We start from the raw sequence: 13,805 nt of genomic DNA on the forward strand, positions 1-13,805 counted from the left end.
TGTCGTTCGCTCAGTCGGCCTTGATGTTGTTTTCTTTGACGAGCTTCTTCCAGCGTGCTTCTTCGGCCTTCACATAGCGATCGAACTCGGCGGGATCAGAAGCGGTGACCACCAGGCCTTCGTGCTCCACCTTCTTCACGAATTCGGGGCTTTGCGCGGCCTTCTTGACGGCGGCGTTGAGCTTCGCGATCACGGGGGCGGGTGTGCCGGTCGGCACGAAGAACCCGTACCAGCTTTCGACCGAGTAGCCGGGCACCGTTGAGGCGACCGTGGGAATCCCCTTGAATGCGGGCGATGGCTCGGGTGTCGTCACCGCAATGGCCCGCAGCTTGCCTTGGTCGACCATGCTGGACACCGCTGCAGCCGTGCCAAAGAACAGGTCCACCTGGCCACCCAGAAGGTCGGTCATGGCCGGGCCTGCGCCGCGGTAGGGAACGTGAAGCAGCTCGACCTTGGTCAGGTTGGTGAACATCTCACCCGCCAGGTGAGCCGAGGTGCCGTTGCCCTGCGATGCGTAGGTCAGTTTCTTGCCGGCCTTCACTGCGTCCAGGATGTCTTTCACGGTTTTGTACGGGCTCTCGGTACGGACCACCAGCACGTTCGGGCCCTTCCCGATCAGGCTCACGGGGGCGAACGCGGTCTCGTTGTTGTAGGGCAGCTTCGTCAGCAGGCTCGGGTTCACCGCGTGCGCCAGCGTGGCGATCACCAGCGTGTAGCCGTCGGGAGGGCTCTTGGCGACCAGGTCGGTGCCGATCACGGTGCCGGCGCCAGGCTTGTTCTCGACGATCACCGTCTGGCCCAGCTCTTTGGACATGCCCTGGCCCAGGGTGCGTGCGATCAGGTCGGTTCCGCCGGCAGCAGCAAACGGCACGACGATGCGCACGGTCCTGTCGGGGTATTCGGCGTGGGCAGCGCCAGCCAACACCGCCAGGCTCAGACACAGGCCGCTGGCCAGGCCACGCAGCAGGGAAGTGGGGAACGATTTCATGGGATGTCTCCTTGATGGAAGGGCTCGGGTGCGACCCCTGGTGTAGCGCCGCATCGACCGATGGGCCGAGCCCTGAGCTTAGGACCACGCGGTGCTTTTGAAACCCACGCTATTCCATTCAGTGGAATTTAGAATGGGCCTCTGAAGCGCTGGAACCGCAGCAGCACAGGGGTCAACCCTCGAAAGGCACACCATGAACCCGCTCGAAGAAAACCCCGGCCGATCGGCCTCCAACCGCTCGCTGCTGCGCGGCGCCGACATCCTGCGGGCCTTTCGGCCGGGGTCGGATCTGCTGGGCAACGGGGAGATCGCGGAGCGCACAGGTCTGTCCAACTCCACGGTGAGCCGCCTCACCCAGACCCTGGTGGCGGCCGGTCTGCTGCAGCAAGACCGCGCCCGCCGTGCCTACCGGCTCGCACCGCTGGTGCTCAGCCTGGGCCATGCGATGCGATCGGGCTCACAGGTGCTGGCCATCGCCGCACCGCGCATGCGCGCGTTGGCCGAGCGCGAGCGCATCAACGTCGGACTGGCCTACCCTGATCGCGACGAGATGGTCTACCTGGAGTCGATCCGCTACAACCGCCGCGTCGCGCTGCGCAATGTCGTGTCGGGCCAGCGCGTCCCGATGGAACTCACTTCGCTCGGTCAGGCGTACCTGGCGACGGCACCGTTGGAGCGCTACCAGGTGCTGAAGCCCATCTTCAAACGCCGCAACGGCCGGCACTGGCCCGAGGTCCAACAAGCCATCGAAGCGTCGATGGAAAGCATGAATTCAAAGGGCTATTGCTGGGCCAGCTGGCAGCCCGAGGTGGTCGCCCTCTCGACAGCGTTCCCGTCCTCGGAAGGCACGTGTGTCATCAACGTCAGCGTGTCCACACAGGAGCATGTTGACCGCTGGGTCAAGACCCTCGCCCCCCACCTGCTGCGCCTGAAAGAGGACATCTGTCTGGAGCTGTCGAAACTTCCAGAGCCTTGACATCGCAGCCAGGTGCACCGGCCGGACCTCAGGTGGGCCGGTCGGTGCATTTCATGGAACCTGTGGCAAGCCCCCGCCTAGCCCTGCTCAGAGGGCTTTCAGCGCGTCGCCAAAGACGTCCAGCGCCTCCTGTGCTTCCTGACCCAGCTGGTGGGCACGGTTCAGCAGATCCAGCTCCGGGTCTTGCAGCAGGCTGATGGTGGTCAGCGACACCGCAGCGGACAGCGAATTGGCCGCGAAGGTGTTGGGCGCTGATCCATCGGGAATCTTGGCCGCGAGGTCGGAGCGCATCACCAGGCCCGCCATGGGCACGTACCCGCCCTCCCCCTGCACCGGCTCCACGATCGCGGCCGCCACATCGTCGGCCGCGGTGTACGGCGTGTTGAGCAGGTAGTCGACGTACTCGCCCGCGATCTGTTCGGCGCTCTTGTGGGTGGTGTCGAAGGGGAACCGGTAGGCATAGGGATACGGCGCGTGGATCACACCGCCCATGAACGGTCCGTAGCCCTTGTGGTACGACGTGCCCGTGGTCAGGGCGTTCGAGGCATTCCACACGCCGTGGTACCCGCCATGAAAGGCAATGATCTGGTGCCGGCCGGTGACGCGTTTGGCGAATTTCACCGCCGCTTCGAGTGCGTCGGGTGGCAACGCCCCACGCTGCTGACGCCCACACCGGCGGACAGGTCGATGAAGGTGTTGCCATCGGGGTCTTTGATGGTGACGCCGAACGCACGGTCCATGACAACCGGCATCCGCCCACCACCACGCGCCATCGATTCCCTTGAGCTGGTGCCGAAGTGCGTGGGGCATCCTGGGCGCACGAGGGCATGCCCCCGCAGCGCGAGGCCTGCGGGGTCTGATCGGTGGCGACGGGCGGCTAGGTGGTGTAGTCGCCGCTGGCTTCGGGCTGGAACAGCAGCGTGACAATCCTGGCCGCGCAGGCGTCCCCATTGGGCGTGCGCCAGCGGGCGATCGCACCCTCACGCTGACCGAGCAGGCTCGCGCCCACGGGCGACAGCACGGAGATGAAGCCCAGGTGCGGCTCGGCGTCACTGGGGTAACACAGCGTGAGCTTCTGCCGCGTCCGGGACTCGAGGTCTTCGACGATGACCTGCGAGTACATCGTGACGATGTCGGGGGGGATCTCGCGCGAGGGAACGAGGTCCAGGGATTCGAGCGTGTCGAGCAGTTCGGGCGGGAGTTGTGCGCCGCGCAGGTTGCTCAGGCGAACGAAATCGATTTCGGTGAGCAGCCGCTCACCCGCAAGGTTCTTGTGCATGGTGCACTCCAACTGGTGCTGGCCCGCCAGAACAAGGCGACGCCCGCGATCGCGCTGGGTTGGGGCCCGGCGATGGTTGGTTTGCGCAAAAAGGAGGAAGGGGTATCGCCGGGCTCAGGAATGTGCGACCGGCTGGCGCAGTCCCGCCGAACCCATCAGCTGGCGACCGGCCACAGCGTCACCCGCCGCGAGGGGCAAGCAAGCTGCCGTGTGGGCAGTGATGGTGGGGTGGAAAGCCATGCCGGGATTGTAGATACGCCCTTGGGTCGTGTCGCCGATGGGGGCATACATCCCACTCAAGCCAGGTCTCATCACCGTCGACAGTGTGCCTGGCCACTCGAAGCGCCATGGTTGTTTGGTGTCCCGATATTGTTCAACCGTCAGGACCAGCGGATCACCCCGAGGTTACGGGTTCAAGATGACGGTGTGATGGCAGGGGCCCCTCACCCCCGGCCCACAGACCCAACGGTCTGCAGACCCTGAGCCATCAGCGGATCACGGCCAGTTTCAGCCGCTGGCCCGCCTTGACGGTGTAGAGCGTCAGCGCAGCGTTCTTGCGGTCGCCTTTTTCATCGAACACCACGTGGCCGGACGCGCCCTGGTGCTGGCTGGCTTTGAGCGCCGGCAGGTACTTCTGGGGACCCACCGAGCCCGCGGCCTGCATGGCCGCTTCATCACCCAGCGCGTTCGCGGACAAGGTGATCATTTCAGACCTGCACAGGCCATCACCGCCACGGTCCGTGGCCTTGAGTGCTTGAGCCGCGTAGCGACCCAGCGCACCGCCCTGCTGCACGTCGTCGGCAACGAGGCGGAACGCTCCCGTGAAGCCTTGGCGGGTGTGCGTGGGATTGGTCGATGACGGGGTGATCTGGGACGACGGCAGGGTGGCGCCCGGGGTGAGGTGCCCCACCACGCCGTTCGCATGGACGTCCACCAGCCAATGCCGTGCGCCTGTCGGCCGAGGGCGCGCCCATCTGGGACGGTGTGTGCGTTGGCGCACGACATTCTCAAGATCCGACTTCTATGATCGAACCGAAACTGCGCTCTGTTGCCACGGTTTCAACGCCAAGTGAATACTTCGCCTCGCGATCTCCCTCCGCCGCCATCGGCTCCCCTGCGGGATCGGCCAGCGTGGACCCGTCGGCCCATCCTGTGGGCCTCCGCGGGAGTGGTCGGTCTGCTGGCGGCCGTGATCGCGTGGGGCGAAGTGGCCGGCTGGCTGATCCTGCGGCAACCGCTGGAGCGCGCCATGTCGCGCAGCGCCGACGTGCCCGTGACCTTGCAGGGCGCGGTGAAGCTGCACCTCCTCTGGCGACCGCGGCTGGACGTCGACCACCTGCACATCGCATCCGATCCCCGCTTCAAGGCACCGCCCCTGCTGGAAGCGCAGCGCATCACACTGGCCTGGCGCTGGGCCGATGTGTGGCGCTGGCGACAGGGCGGCACCCTGCACCTTCAAGCCCTGCGCGCCGACGTGCTCGATGCGCATCTGGTGCGCACCGCCGACGGCACGGCGAACTGGCAGTTGGGTGCAGGGAGCACCCCGCCAGAGACCGGTGCGTCCGCCAAGGCGGCACTGCCGGGCTTCGGCGAACTGACCGTGGGCCAGGGGCGGATCGCATGGGTGGATGCCTTGCAGGACGCCGACGTCGCCGTGCAACTGCGCGGCAGCGAAGGCAGCGCCGCGAGAAGCCCCGGCACCGGCACCGACACCGGCTATGCAGCGTCCATCACGGGGCGCTACCGCGCCCTGCCGCTCAAGCTGGCGGTGCGCGCCGGCAGCACGCTGCCCTTGCTGCAGGACCCGGCCACCGCTGCCGACGCCCCCTGGGTGCCGGTCAGGATCGAGGGCACGGTCGCGTCCACACGCGTGCTGTTCGATGGCCAGGCCGCTTCGCTGCTGGGCTCGCGGCGAATGCAGGGCAAGGTGGAAGTGGCAGGCCCCTCGCTGGCGGACGTGGCCAAACCCCTGGGGCTGACCCTGCCGCGAACACCGGGGTTCGACCTGCGTGGCGAGCTGCAGCAGGATGCCGGCGTCTGGCGGCTGAAGACGACGCGCGCGCACATCGGCAGCAGCCGCCTCCAGGGCGACATGCAGTACCAGCAGCACACCCAGCCGCCACGCCTGTCGGGCACCATCACCGGCCCCAAGCTCGCCCTGGCCGACCTGGGACCCGCCATCGGCGGGAGCAGGAAGGCGGGCACGGCGGCGCCTGCCGACACGCCAGCGGGCCGCGCCCTGCCGCAACGCCGCTTCGACCTGCCCTCGCTGAAAGCCATGGACGCCGATGTGCACGTGGCGATCCAGGAGCTGGACTTCGGCACCCAGGCGATGGCGCCCTTGCGGCAGCTGAAAACCCACTTGCTCCTGAACGGTGGCGTGCTGCGACTGGAGGACTTGCAGGCCGTGGTGTCGGGCGGGCAGTTCAAGGGCATGACGGCGCTGGACAGCAGCGCCACCCCCGCGAAATGGGAAGCCCGTCTGGCGTTCGAGGGCATCGACATGGCGGGCTGGATCAGGGGCCTGCGCCCCGGTTCGGCAGAAGGCAAGGCCCCAGCCGCCACCGCCACGACCGCGCTCAAACGCGAGCGCAAGGAGGCCCGCCAGGGCGGCGATCGTTCGGTGCAGGCCTACCTTACCGGCGTGCTCTCCGGCAACCTGCACCTGCGGGGCGCCGGCAACTCGACGGCGGCCATCCTGGGTTCGGCCGACGGCCCTCTGCACCTCAGGCTGCGCGAAGGCACCCTGTCGCACCTGGTCACCGAAGCCATGGGCCTCGACCTCGCGCAGGCCCTGGAGGTGGTGATCACCGGGGACCGCCCGCTGCCCCTGCGCTGCGCCCGGTTCGATCTGGTGGTGCGCGACGGCGTCATCCAACCCACCCTGGCTGTGATGGACAACAAGGACAGCACGCTGTGGATCACCGGCCAGGTCAGCCTTCGCGACGAATCGCTGAACCTGCACGTGGTCACACGACCCAAGGACTGGTCTCTGCTGTCCCTGAGGACGCCCGTCACCATCACCGGAACGCTGGCGGACCCGGCGGTGGGCATCGAACCCAAGGGTCTCGCGAAGCGCGTGCTGGGCGCGCTGGCCCTGGGGACCGTGGCAGGCCCTGCGGCCGCCATCCTGCCGCTGATCGAAACCGGCAACACCGATGCCAAGGACCCGTGCAACCCGTCGGCCACCGCCGGCGCCCCCTCACCGCCGGCGGCTCCGGCCCGAAAGTGACATTGACGCGGCGCCCTCTTCGAGCCCGACATCACTGGCACCGTGCCACCGACCGCTTCCCCATCACTTGGACTGGTGGTTTCGCTGCAAAGCGGGCCTCCATGCTCCAAATCGTACTGATCTGAAGAGGTCTCAATACGTCACCCTCCTCCTGGTACGGCACTAAATCAGCTACTGAAGCTCAACCAAAAGCCTCACTGCCAAAAACTGCCGTTTGAGAATGCCCCGCCGGGTGGGCCGATATTGCCGTCGCGTGCGAGACCTCAGAGAATCGGTCACCGCCCGCAACCCCGCGAAAACACTGGGCCCAGAAAGACAAAAGGCTCCCACTTGCGTGGGAGCCTTGTCTTACTGGCGGAGCGAGAGGGATTCGAACCCTCGATGAGGCTCTACACCCCATACTCCCTTAGCAGGGGAGCACCTTCGGCCACTCGGTCATCACTCCAGAGCCTCTTATTATGCCTCAACTTGAGGTCCCTATCGGACTCTCAAGAAGGCAACGAAATCAACCGGCGATGCTGTCGGCCGTCTGGTCCAGATCAAACTCGCGGTGCAGCGCGCGCACAGCCAGCTCCATGTACTTCTCGTCGATCACGACCGAGGTCTTGATTTCCGAGGTGGAGATCATCTGGATGTTGATGCCTTCGTCGCTCAGGCACTTGAACATGCGGCTGGCCACGCCCACATGGCTGCGCATCCCGATGCCGACGATGCTCACCTTGCAAATGCGCGCATCACCCACCACGTCGGCCGCGCCCAGCTCGGGCACGACCGTGCTTTTGAGCATGTCCATGGCCTTCTGGAAGTCGTTGCGGTGCACCGTGAAGCTGAAGTCGGTCTTGCCGTCCTTGCTCAGGTTCTGGATGATCACATCGACTTCGATGTTGGCGTTGGCCACCGCGCCCAGGATCTGGTAGGCGATGCCGGGCTTGTCGGGCACGCCCAGCACAGAGATCTTGGCTTCGTCGCGGTTGAAGGCAATGCCGGAAACGACGGCTTGTTCCATTTGTTCGTCTTCCTCAAAAGTGATCAGGGTGCCGGAGGCGGCTTCTTCATTCAGGTCGATGTCCCAGGGCGTGAAGCTGGAGAGCACGCGCAGGGGCACCTTGTACTTGCCGGCGAATTCCACCGAGCGGATCTGCAGCACCTTGCTGCCCATGCTGGCCATTTCCAGCATCTCTTCGAAGCTCACGCGCAACAGCCGGCGTGCTTCGGGCACCACACGCGGATCGGTCGTGTAGACGCCGTCCACGTCGGTGTAGATCAGGCACTCGGCGGCCTTCAGCGCGGCGGCCACCGCCACGGCAGATGTGTCGCTGCCACCACGGCCGAGCGTGGTGATGTTGCCGTCCGGGTCCACGCCCTGGAAGCCGGTGACGATCACCACCTTGCCGGCGTCCAGATCGGCTCGCACTCGAACATCATCAATCGATTCGATGCGGGCCTTGGTGTAGGCGCTGTTCGTTTTGATCGGCACCTGCCAGCCGGCGTAACTCACCGACTGCATGCCTTCGGCCTGCAGCGCGATCGCCAGCAGGGCCGAAGAAGCCTGTTCACCGGTGGCGGCCAGCATGTCGAGTTCGCGGCCGTAAGCGCTGTCGGTCTTGCTCGGGGCCAGCTCCTTGGCCAGGCCCAGCAGGCGGTTGGTTTCGCCGCTCATGGCACTGGGCACCACCACCATCTGGTGTCCGGCCCTGTGCCACTTGGCCACGCGCTTGGCCACGTTGCGGATGCGCTCGGTGGACCCCATGGAGGTGCCGCCGTACTTGTGAACTATCAAAGCCATCGGTTTGGACGAGGTTGGAAGAGTGATTGGAATGACCGCAACGCGTGGCCTTGCGGTTGTCACCGGAGGACCATCAAATCCGCCCGGCAAAGCCTTGGAATTATATCGGCGGGGTGTTGTCAGGCGGGACAAACGCCAGGCGCTCGCCCTCACGGGTCACAAATCCGCTGGCCACCTTGATCCGGATGCGATGGCCGCGAGTGGTGCAATCGGCGATCTGGTCCAGCAGTTCGTCCAGTTGAACCGTGCTGGCGGCCACCCCTGCACTGCTGCGCAACCAGCGGCGCAGCACGTTCGCCTGGCGCTCGCGGCTCAGGGCCTTCAACACCAGGATGGCTGGCGGCGCACCGGTCTGCGCCATGTCGATGCCCGCCAGATCGTCCAGCAACGTCTGCGCCTGTGCGGCATGCCGGGCGCTGCGTGCCAACATGGGGCGAAAACCTGGAAAGCAGGCCTCCCACGCCGGCAGCAGCAGCGAGCGGATGCGGTTGCGGGTGTAGCGGGGGTCGGTGTTGGTCGGGTCGTCCACAAACGCATGACCCTGGGCCAGCAACCATTCGCGCAGGACCTGTGACGGCAGCCCGAGCAGCGGGCGGCCAAAGACCACGCCATGCCGCTCGAAGCGTTCCGCCATGGCCGCCAGCCCCGGCAGGCCAGCGCCGCGGCTGAGGGCCAGCATCAAGGTTTCGGCTTGGTCATCGGCGTGCTGCCCCAGCAGCACGCAAGCAGCGCCCGCCTGTTGCGCCATGTCGGCCAAGGCCCGGTAGCGTTTGTCGCGCGCGGCTTCTTCGGGGCTCTGACCCTGTTCGTGGGCTGCCTGTACGCGGCTTGATGAGAACGGAAGACCCAACTGCTCACAGAAAGCACGGCCGTGCGACTCGAAGCCATCGGCCGCAGCCTGAAGGCCATGGTGCACATGCAGGGCCACCGCGCGGCTGGGCCAGCGTTCGCGCGCGGCCAGCAGCAAGGCGGTGGAATCGGCACCAGCGCTGTAGGCCACAGCGATGAAGCCTGAGGGATCGGGCAGCCAGCGCGCACACCAGCGGTCCAGCGCCGGCCCGCACGGGTTGGGCGCTGGCGCTGCGGTCACGTCAGCGCTTTTCAGGCTTGCTGTCGGCCTTGGTGTCGGTGTAGCGGCCGTAGCTGTTGAGGCGTGCGTAGCGGCGGTCCACCAACTCCTTGACCTTGAGGTCGGCCAGTTGGCGCCAGGCATCACCCAGCGCGCGCTTCAGGAAGGCCGCCATCTGACCATGGTCGCGGTGCGCGCCGCCCACTGGCTCGTTCACGATCTTGTCCACCAACCCCAACGCCTTGAGGCGGTGTGCGGTGATGCCCAGCGCGTCGGCAGCGTCGCTGGCGCGGTCGCTGGTTTTCCAGAGGATCGATGCACAACCTTCGGGGCTGATCACTGAATACACCGAGTACTGCAGCATCAACACCTGATCGGCCACCGAAATGGCCAGAGCGCCGCCCGAACCACCCTCACCGATGATGGTGGAGATGATGGGCACTTCCAGCTGCGCCATCTCGAAGATGTTGCGACCGATGGCTTCGGACTGGCCGCGCTCTTCAGCGTCAATGCCCGGATAGGCACCGGGCGTGTCCACGAAGGTGAACACCGGCAGCTTGAACTTTTCGGCCAGCTTCATCAGACGCAGCGCCTTGCGGTAACCCTCGGGCTTGGTCATGCCGAAATTGCGCAGACCCCGCTCCTTGGTATCGCGGCCTTTCTGGTGCCCCAACACCATGCAGGGCTGGCCATTGAAACGGGCCAGCCCCCCCACGATGCTCAGGTCATCGGAGAAGTGACGGTCACCGTGCAGCTCCTGGAAGTGCGTGAAAATTTCGCGCACATAGTCCAGCGTGTAGGGCCGATCCTGATGCCGGGCGATCTTGGTGATCTGCCAGGGCGTGAGATTGCTGTAGATGTCTTTGGTGAGCTGCAGGCTCTTGCCCGACAGCTGTTCAATCTCTGCCGAAATGTCCACCGCAGATTCGGTTTGCACATAGCGCAGTTCTTCGATCTTGCTTTCGAGTTCGGCAATGGGTTGCTCGAAGTCGAGAAAATTTCTTTTGGCCAAGGTGCGACTCCTTTGGTCTTGTTCGAACGACGTCCTGTGACGTTTCAGTAGCTGACCGGCAGCGGGTCCAGCGAGCGCCAAATATACCAAGTGGCGACACTGCAGAACGGCGCCCAAGAAGCGGCCACTTCGCGAATCTCGCTGCGGCTCACGGGTTCGCCCGAGAAGTAGGCACGACTGATGCCGTTTTGCAGGCCGATGTCGTCCAGTGGCAGCACGTTGGGACGCATCAGGTGAAAAATCAGGAACATCTCGGCCGTCCAGCGGCCGATGCCGCGAATGGCCACCAGCTCGGTGATGATGGCCTCGTCGTCCATATCGGCCCAGGCTTTCACGTGCACCTGGTCGTTGGCAAAGTGCAACGCGAGATCCACCAGGTACTCGACCTTGCGCGCCGACAGGCCGGCTGCGCGCATGTCATCCACCTTGAGTTTGAGCACTTGGGCGGGCACCAGTTTTTTCGGCAACAGGGCGAAGCGGTCCCAGACCGATTGCGCCGCTTTCACCGAGATCTGTTGCCCAACGATGCTGCGCGCGAGCGTCACGAAGGCATCGCCGCGCGACTGCAGGCTCACACCGGCGTGCGAAGGAATAAGCTTCTTCATGACCCGATCGCGTTTCATCAGGTGGCGGCAGGCCTCCTGCCAGTACTCTGGCGCTTCCGGACCGACGTCGGGCAACACGGAAGAAGCCATCAACTGCGCTCCCAGGTGGTGCCCGTCGGGCCGTCTTTGAGCACCACGCCTTGTGCCAGCAGCTCCTGGCGAATTCGGTCGGCTTCTGCAAAGTTCTTCGCCGCCTTGGCAGCAGCGCGTTCGGCCATCAGCGCCTGGATGCGGTCTTCGTCCAGCCCGTCGGAAGCACCTCCCGATTTCAGGTAAGTCTGCGGGTCCTGCTGCAACAGACCCAGCACACCGCCCAGCGCCTTGAGCAGACCTGCGAGCTGTGCGTCCTTGCTGCGGTTGACCTCGGTCGCCAGATCGAACAGCACCGCCACCGCCTCAGGCGTGCCAAAGTCCTCGTCCATGACGGCGCGAAAACGCGCGGCAAATGGTTCATCCCAATCGATCTGCGCAAGCGGGCCAGGCTGGGCTTGAGACAGCGCGGTGTAAAGGCGCTTGAGCGCACCCCGGGCGTCGTCGAGGTGCACATCGCTGTAGTTCAGCGCGCTGCGGTAGTGGGCGCGAAGAATGAAAAACCGCACCGTCTCGGCATCGTATTTTTCCAGCACTTCGCGGATGGTGAAAAAGTTGCCCAGGCTTTTGGACATCTTTTCGTTGTCCACCCGCACAAAGCCGTTGTGCATCCAGAAACGGGCCAGCGGCTGGCCGGTCGCGCCTTCCGACTGCGCGATCTCGTTCTCGTGGTGCGGAAACTGGAGATCGGCACCGCCGCCATGGATGTCAAAACTGTCGCCGAGCGTCGCGCTGCACATGGCGGAGCACTCGATGTGCCACCCCGGTCTGCCCGGCCCGAACGCGCTCGCCCAGCGTGCCTCGTCCGGTTCATCCGGCTTGGAGGACTTCCACAACACAAAATCCAAAGGGTCGCTCTTGTCGCCGGCGACCGCCACACGTTCGCCCGCCCGCAGGTCATCGAGTGACTTGCCAGACAACTTGCCGTAGCCCTCGAACCTGCGAACGGCGTAGTTCACGTCGCCGTTCTCCGCCTGATAGGCCAGGCCTTTTGCCTTCAACCGCTCGATCAACGCGAGCATCTGCGGCACATATTCGGTGGCCCTCGGTTCGACGCTGGGGGGCTCGATCCCGAGCTGGGCGATGTCCTCGTGCATCGCAAGGGTCATCTCGTCGGTCAGCGCGCGCAGCGTGATGCCTCGCTCCACCGCCCGCCTGATGATCTTGTCGTCGATGTCGGTGATGTTGCGCACATAGGTCACACGGTAACCGCTGACCTTGAGCCAGCGCTGCACCACGTCAAACGCCATCATCATCCGGGCGTGGCCGATGTGGCACAGGTCGTAGATCGTCATGCCACACACATACATGCGGACGTGACCGGGTTCCAGGGGCGCAAAGGGCTCGATGCTGCGCGACAGGGTGTTGAAAATACGCAAAGTCATGAAGAAAACGTCACCAGAAACACGTTGAACCGACCACAACCGCGTGCAGCCGGTGGAGCGCTCAATAACCGCCCAAACGGGAAAATCTGGAGCAAAGGACCAAGGGAGAGAAAGGGGGTGCAGACGAGGCCGCCGCAGCGTTGGCGAACGGCCATTGGGCGAGGACCCTCAGATACAATGCGCCAGTATAGCCAGCCCAATGCGATTCAACCGCTTCAGCTGGAGCGCTATAGTCTTGGCAACTGGCCCCATCGGGCCTTAGGTTTGCTGCTTTCGCCATCTGAGGTCCCATGATCCACCCCATGAAAACACCCTCTGCCCTGACCTCCTCCGTCCGTGGCCTTGCCCACTCCCTGGTCGCGGCCCCACTGCGCTTGATGGCATTGTCCGTGGCGGTGTCCGCTGCCTTGGCCTCGTCCTTCGTCATGGCGCAGGCAGACGACTATGCCGAGGTCAACCGCCTGATGCGTGCCGGGCAACTGACCGAAGCGCTCAGCAAGGTGGACCAGTACCTCGCGGGCAAGCCTCGTGATCCGCAGATGCGCTTCATCAAGGGCGTGATCCAGACCGAGGGCGGCAAGCCCGCCGAGGCCATCGCCACCTTCTCCAAGCTCACGGAAGACTTCCCCGAGCTGCCCGAGCCCTACAACAACCTGGCTGTGCTCTACGCGGGTCAAAGTCAGTTCGACAAGGCCCGTGCAGCGCTGGAAATGGCCATCCGGACCAACCCCAGCTATGCCACCGCCCATGAAAATCTGGGCGATGTGTACGCCAAGCTGGCCAGTCAGGCCTATAGCAAGGCGCTGCAACTCGACGCAGGAAACCCTGCGGTCGCGCCCAAGCTGAGTTTGATCCGCAACCTCTTTGCTGCCGACACCAAAGGGGTCAAGCCCTCTGCCGTTGTGGCAGCACCGGTGGCCGCAGCCGCCAAGCCGCCAGTGGCAGCGCCCGCTGCTGCAGCGCCCCCCACTCCCGCGGCTGGCAATGCCCAAGCCGATGTCGAAGCGGCTGTGCAGGCCTGGGCGAAGGCTTGGGCCAGCAAGAACATGACGGGTTACCTGGGGGCATACGCCGGCAACTTCACGCCGCCTGGCGGCCAGTCGCGCAGCGCTTGGGAAGCCGACCGAAAGGCGCGCATCATGCCCCGCAACCGCATTGGCGTGGACGTGAGCGATGTCACGGTGTCGGTCACGGGTGACCGTGCCTCCGCCCGCTTCAAACAGGACTACACCTCCGATTCGCTGAGCGTGACCAGCCGCAAGACACTGGACATGGTCAAGAGTGGCAATCGCTGGCTGATCGTGCGCGAATCCACAGGCTCCTGATGGCCGGTCGGCGGTTTTTTCAGCGAGGGCACGCCAGCGTCCCAACCGCCTACCTGAC

At 65.0% G+C, this 13,805-nt stretch carries 13 protein-coding genes and 1 tRNA gene; 3 read left to right on the forward strand and 11 right to left on the reverse strand.

Translation table 11 applies throughout. The annotated features are described in order from the left end of the window. Nucleotides 1–10: 10 nt before the first annotated feature. On the reverse strand, nt 11–988 hold the full coding sequence (locus tag IV088_RS03950; RefSeq protein ID WP_291097988.1) for a tripartite tricarboxylate transporter substrate binding protein: 978 nt from the start codon (nt 986–988) through the stop codon (nt 11–13). Between the two features lie 193 nt (nt 989–1,181). Here IV088_RS03950 and IV088_RS03955 point away from each other — a divergent pair, with 193 nt between their 5' ends. Beyond that, complete coding sequence (locus tag IV088_RS03955) at nt 1,182–1,964, forward strand: helix-turn-helix domain-containing protein (protein WP_291097991.1); 783 nt, start codon at nt 1,182–1,184, stop codon at nt 1,962–1,964. Between the two features lie 87 nt (nt 1,965–2,051). On the opposite strand, the gene IV088_RS03960 is transcribed toward IV088_RS03955, so the two are convergent. From IV088_RS03960 to IV088_RS03975, 4 genes are all read right to left on the reverse strand, one after another. Further along, nucleotides 2,052–2,585 carry an aminotransferase class III-fold pyridoxal phosphate-dependent enzyme gene (locus IV088_RS03960; RefSeq protein ID WP_291097994.1) on the reverse strand — a complete coding sequence of 178 codons (534 nt, stop codon included), beginning with the start codon at nt 2,583–2,585 and terminating at the stop codon, nt 2,052–2,054. After that, entirely contained in the window at nt 2,582–2,704 is a 123-nt protein-coding gene (locus tag IV088_RS03965) for a hypothetical protein (protein ID WP_291097997.1), read from the reverse strand. Before IV088_RS03965 ends, IV088_RS03960 begins: the two co-directional genes overlap by 4 nt. Nucleotides 2,705–2,841: 137 nt before the next feature. Further along, complete coding sequence (locus tag IV088_RS03970; RefSeq protein WP_291098000.1) at nt 2,842–3,243, reverse strand: GreA/GreB family elongation factor; 402 nt, start codon at nt 3,241–3,243, stop codon at nt 2,842–2,844. A gap of 487 nt (nt 3,244–3,730) precedes the next feature. Continuing rightward, nucleotides 3,731–4,177 (reverse strand): hypothetical protein, encoded by a 447-nt coding sequence (locus tag IV088_RS03975; RefSeq protein WP_291098003.1) that lies wholly within the window; start codon nt 4,175–4,177, stop codon nt 3,731–3,733. Between the two features lie 234 nt (nt 4,178–4,411). Here IV088_RS03975 and IV088_RS03980 point away from each other — a divergent pair, with 234 nt between their 5' ends. Continuing rightward, nucleotides 4,412–6,475, forward strand: coding sequence for an AsmA family protein (locus tag IV088_RS03980; RefSeq protein WP_291098006.1), 2,064 nt, complete (start codon nt 4,412–4,414; stop codon nt 6,473–6,475). A 352-nt stretch (nt 6,476–6,827) separates the two neighbouring features. Here IV088_RS03980 and IV088_RS03985 read toward each other — a convergent pair. The 6 genes from IV088_RS03985 to cysS all read right to left on the reverse strand — a co-directional run bounded on the left by IV088_RS03985 (nt 6,828) and on the right by cysS (nt 12,422). Further along, nucleotides 6,828–6,920: transfer RNA gene (locus IV088_RS03985), tRNA-Ser, on the reverse strand. A gap of 60 nt (nt 6,921–6,980) precedes the next feature. Beyond that, nucleotides 6,981–8,261 (reverse strand): aspartate kinase, encoded by a 1,281-nt coding sequence (locus IV088_RS03990; RefSeq protein WP_291098009.1) that lies wholly within the window; start codon nt 8,259–8,261, stop codon nt 6,981–6,983. Between the two features lie 100 nt (nt 8,262–8,361). Further along, the gene (gene tilS / locus IV088_RS03995; RefSeq protein WP_291098213.1) at nt 8,362–9,312 is read right to left on the reverse strand and encodes a tRNA lysidine(34) synthetase TilS; all 951 of its coding nucleotides are present in this window, start codon (nt 9,310–9,312) and stop codon (nt 8,362–8,364) included. A 40-nt stretch (nt 9,313–9,352) separates the two neighbouring features. After that, nucleotides 9,353–10,342, reverse strand: a complete 990-nt coding sequence (locus IV088_RS04000; RefSeq protein WP_236964951.1) for an acetyl-CoA carboxylase carboxyltransferase subunit alpha — start codon at nt 10,340–10,342, stop codon at nt 9,353–9,355. A gap of 44 nt (nt 10,343–10,386) precedes the next feature. Continuing rightward, nucleotides 10,387–11,037: a DNA-3-methyladenine glycosylase 2 family protein gene (locus tag IV088_RS04005; protein WP_291098014.1), complete on the reverse strand. Its 651-nt coding sequence runs from the start codon at nt 11,035–11,037 to the stop codon at nt 10,387–10,389. Continuing rightward, entirely contained in the window at nt 11,037–12,422 is a 1,386-nt protein-coding gene (gene cysS / locus IV088_RS04010; protein ID WP_291098016.1) for a cysteine--tRNA ligase, read from the reverse strand. Before cysS ends, IV088_RS04005 begins: the two co-directional genes overlap by 1 nt. Nucleotides 12,423–12,799: 377 nt before the next feature. Between cysS and IV088_RS04015 the strand changes: the two genes are divergently transcribed. Continuing rightward, nucleotides 12,800–13,747: a tetratricopeptide repeat protein gene (locus IV088_RS04015; protein WP_291098020.1), complete on the forward strand. Its 948-nt coding sequence runs from the start codon at nt 12,800–12,802 to the stop codon at nt 13,745–13,747. Nucleotides 13,748–13,805: the final 58 nt, after the last annotated feature.

This window comes from Hydrogenophaga sp. (assembly GCF_018780075.1).
Classification (GTDB): Bacteria; Pseudomonadota; Gammaproteobacteria; order Burkholderiales; family Burkholderiaceae_C; genus Hydrogenophaga.

Excerpts from the sequence above, each read along its gene's own strand:
- IV088_RS03950 (WP_291097988.1), bottom strand. The coding sequence starts at position 988 with ATGAAATCGTTCCCCACTTCCCTGCTGCGTGGCCTGGCCAGCGGCCTG.
- IV088_RS03955 (WP_291097991.1), top strand. The coding sequence starts at position 1,182 with ATGAACCCGCTCGAAGAAAACCCCGGCCGATCGGCCTCCAACCGCTCG.
- IV088_RS03965 (WP_291097997.1), bottom strand. The coding sequence starts at position 2,704 with ATGGACCGTGCGTTCGGCGTCACCATCAAAGACCCCGATGGCAACACC.
- IV088_RS03970 (WP_291098000.1), bottom strand. The coding sequence starts at position 3,243 with ATGCACAAGAACCTTGCGGGTGAGCGGCTGCTCACCGAAATCGATTTC.
- IV088_RS03990 (WP_291098009.1), bottom strand. The coding sequence starts at position 8,261 with ATGGCTTTGATAGTTCACAAGTACGGCGGCACCTCCATGGGGTCCACC.
- IV088_RS04005 (WP_291098014.1), bottom strand. The coding sequence starts at position 11,037 with ATGGCTTCTTCCGTGTTGCCCGACGTCGGTCCGGAAGCGCCAGAGTAC.
- cysS (WP_291098016.1), bottom strand. The coding sequence starts at position 12,422 with ATGACTTTGCGTATTTTCAACACCCTGTCGCGCAGCATCGAGCCCTTT.
- IV088_RS04015 (WP_291098020.1), top strand. The coding sequence starts at position 12,800 with ATGGCATTGTCCGTGGCGGTGTCCGCTGCCTTGGCCTCGTCCTTCGTC.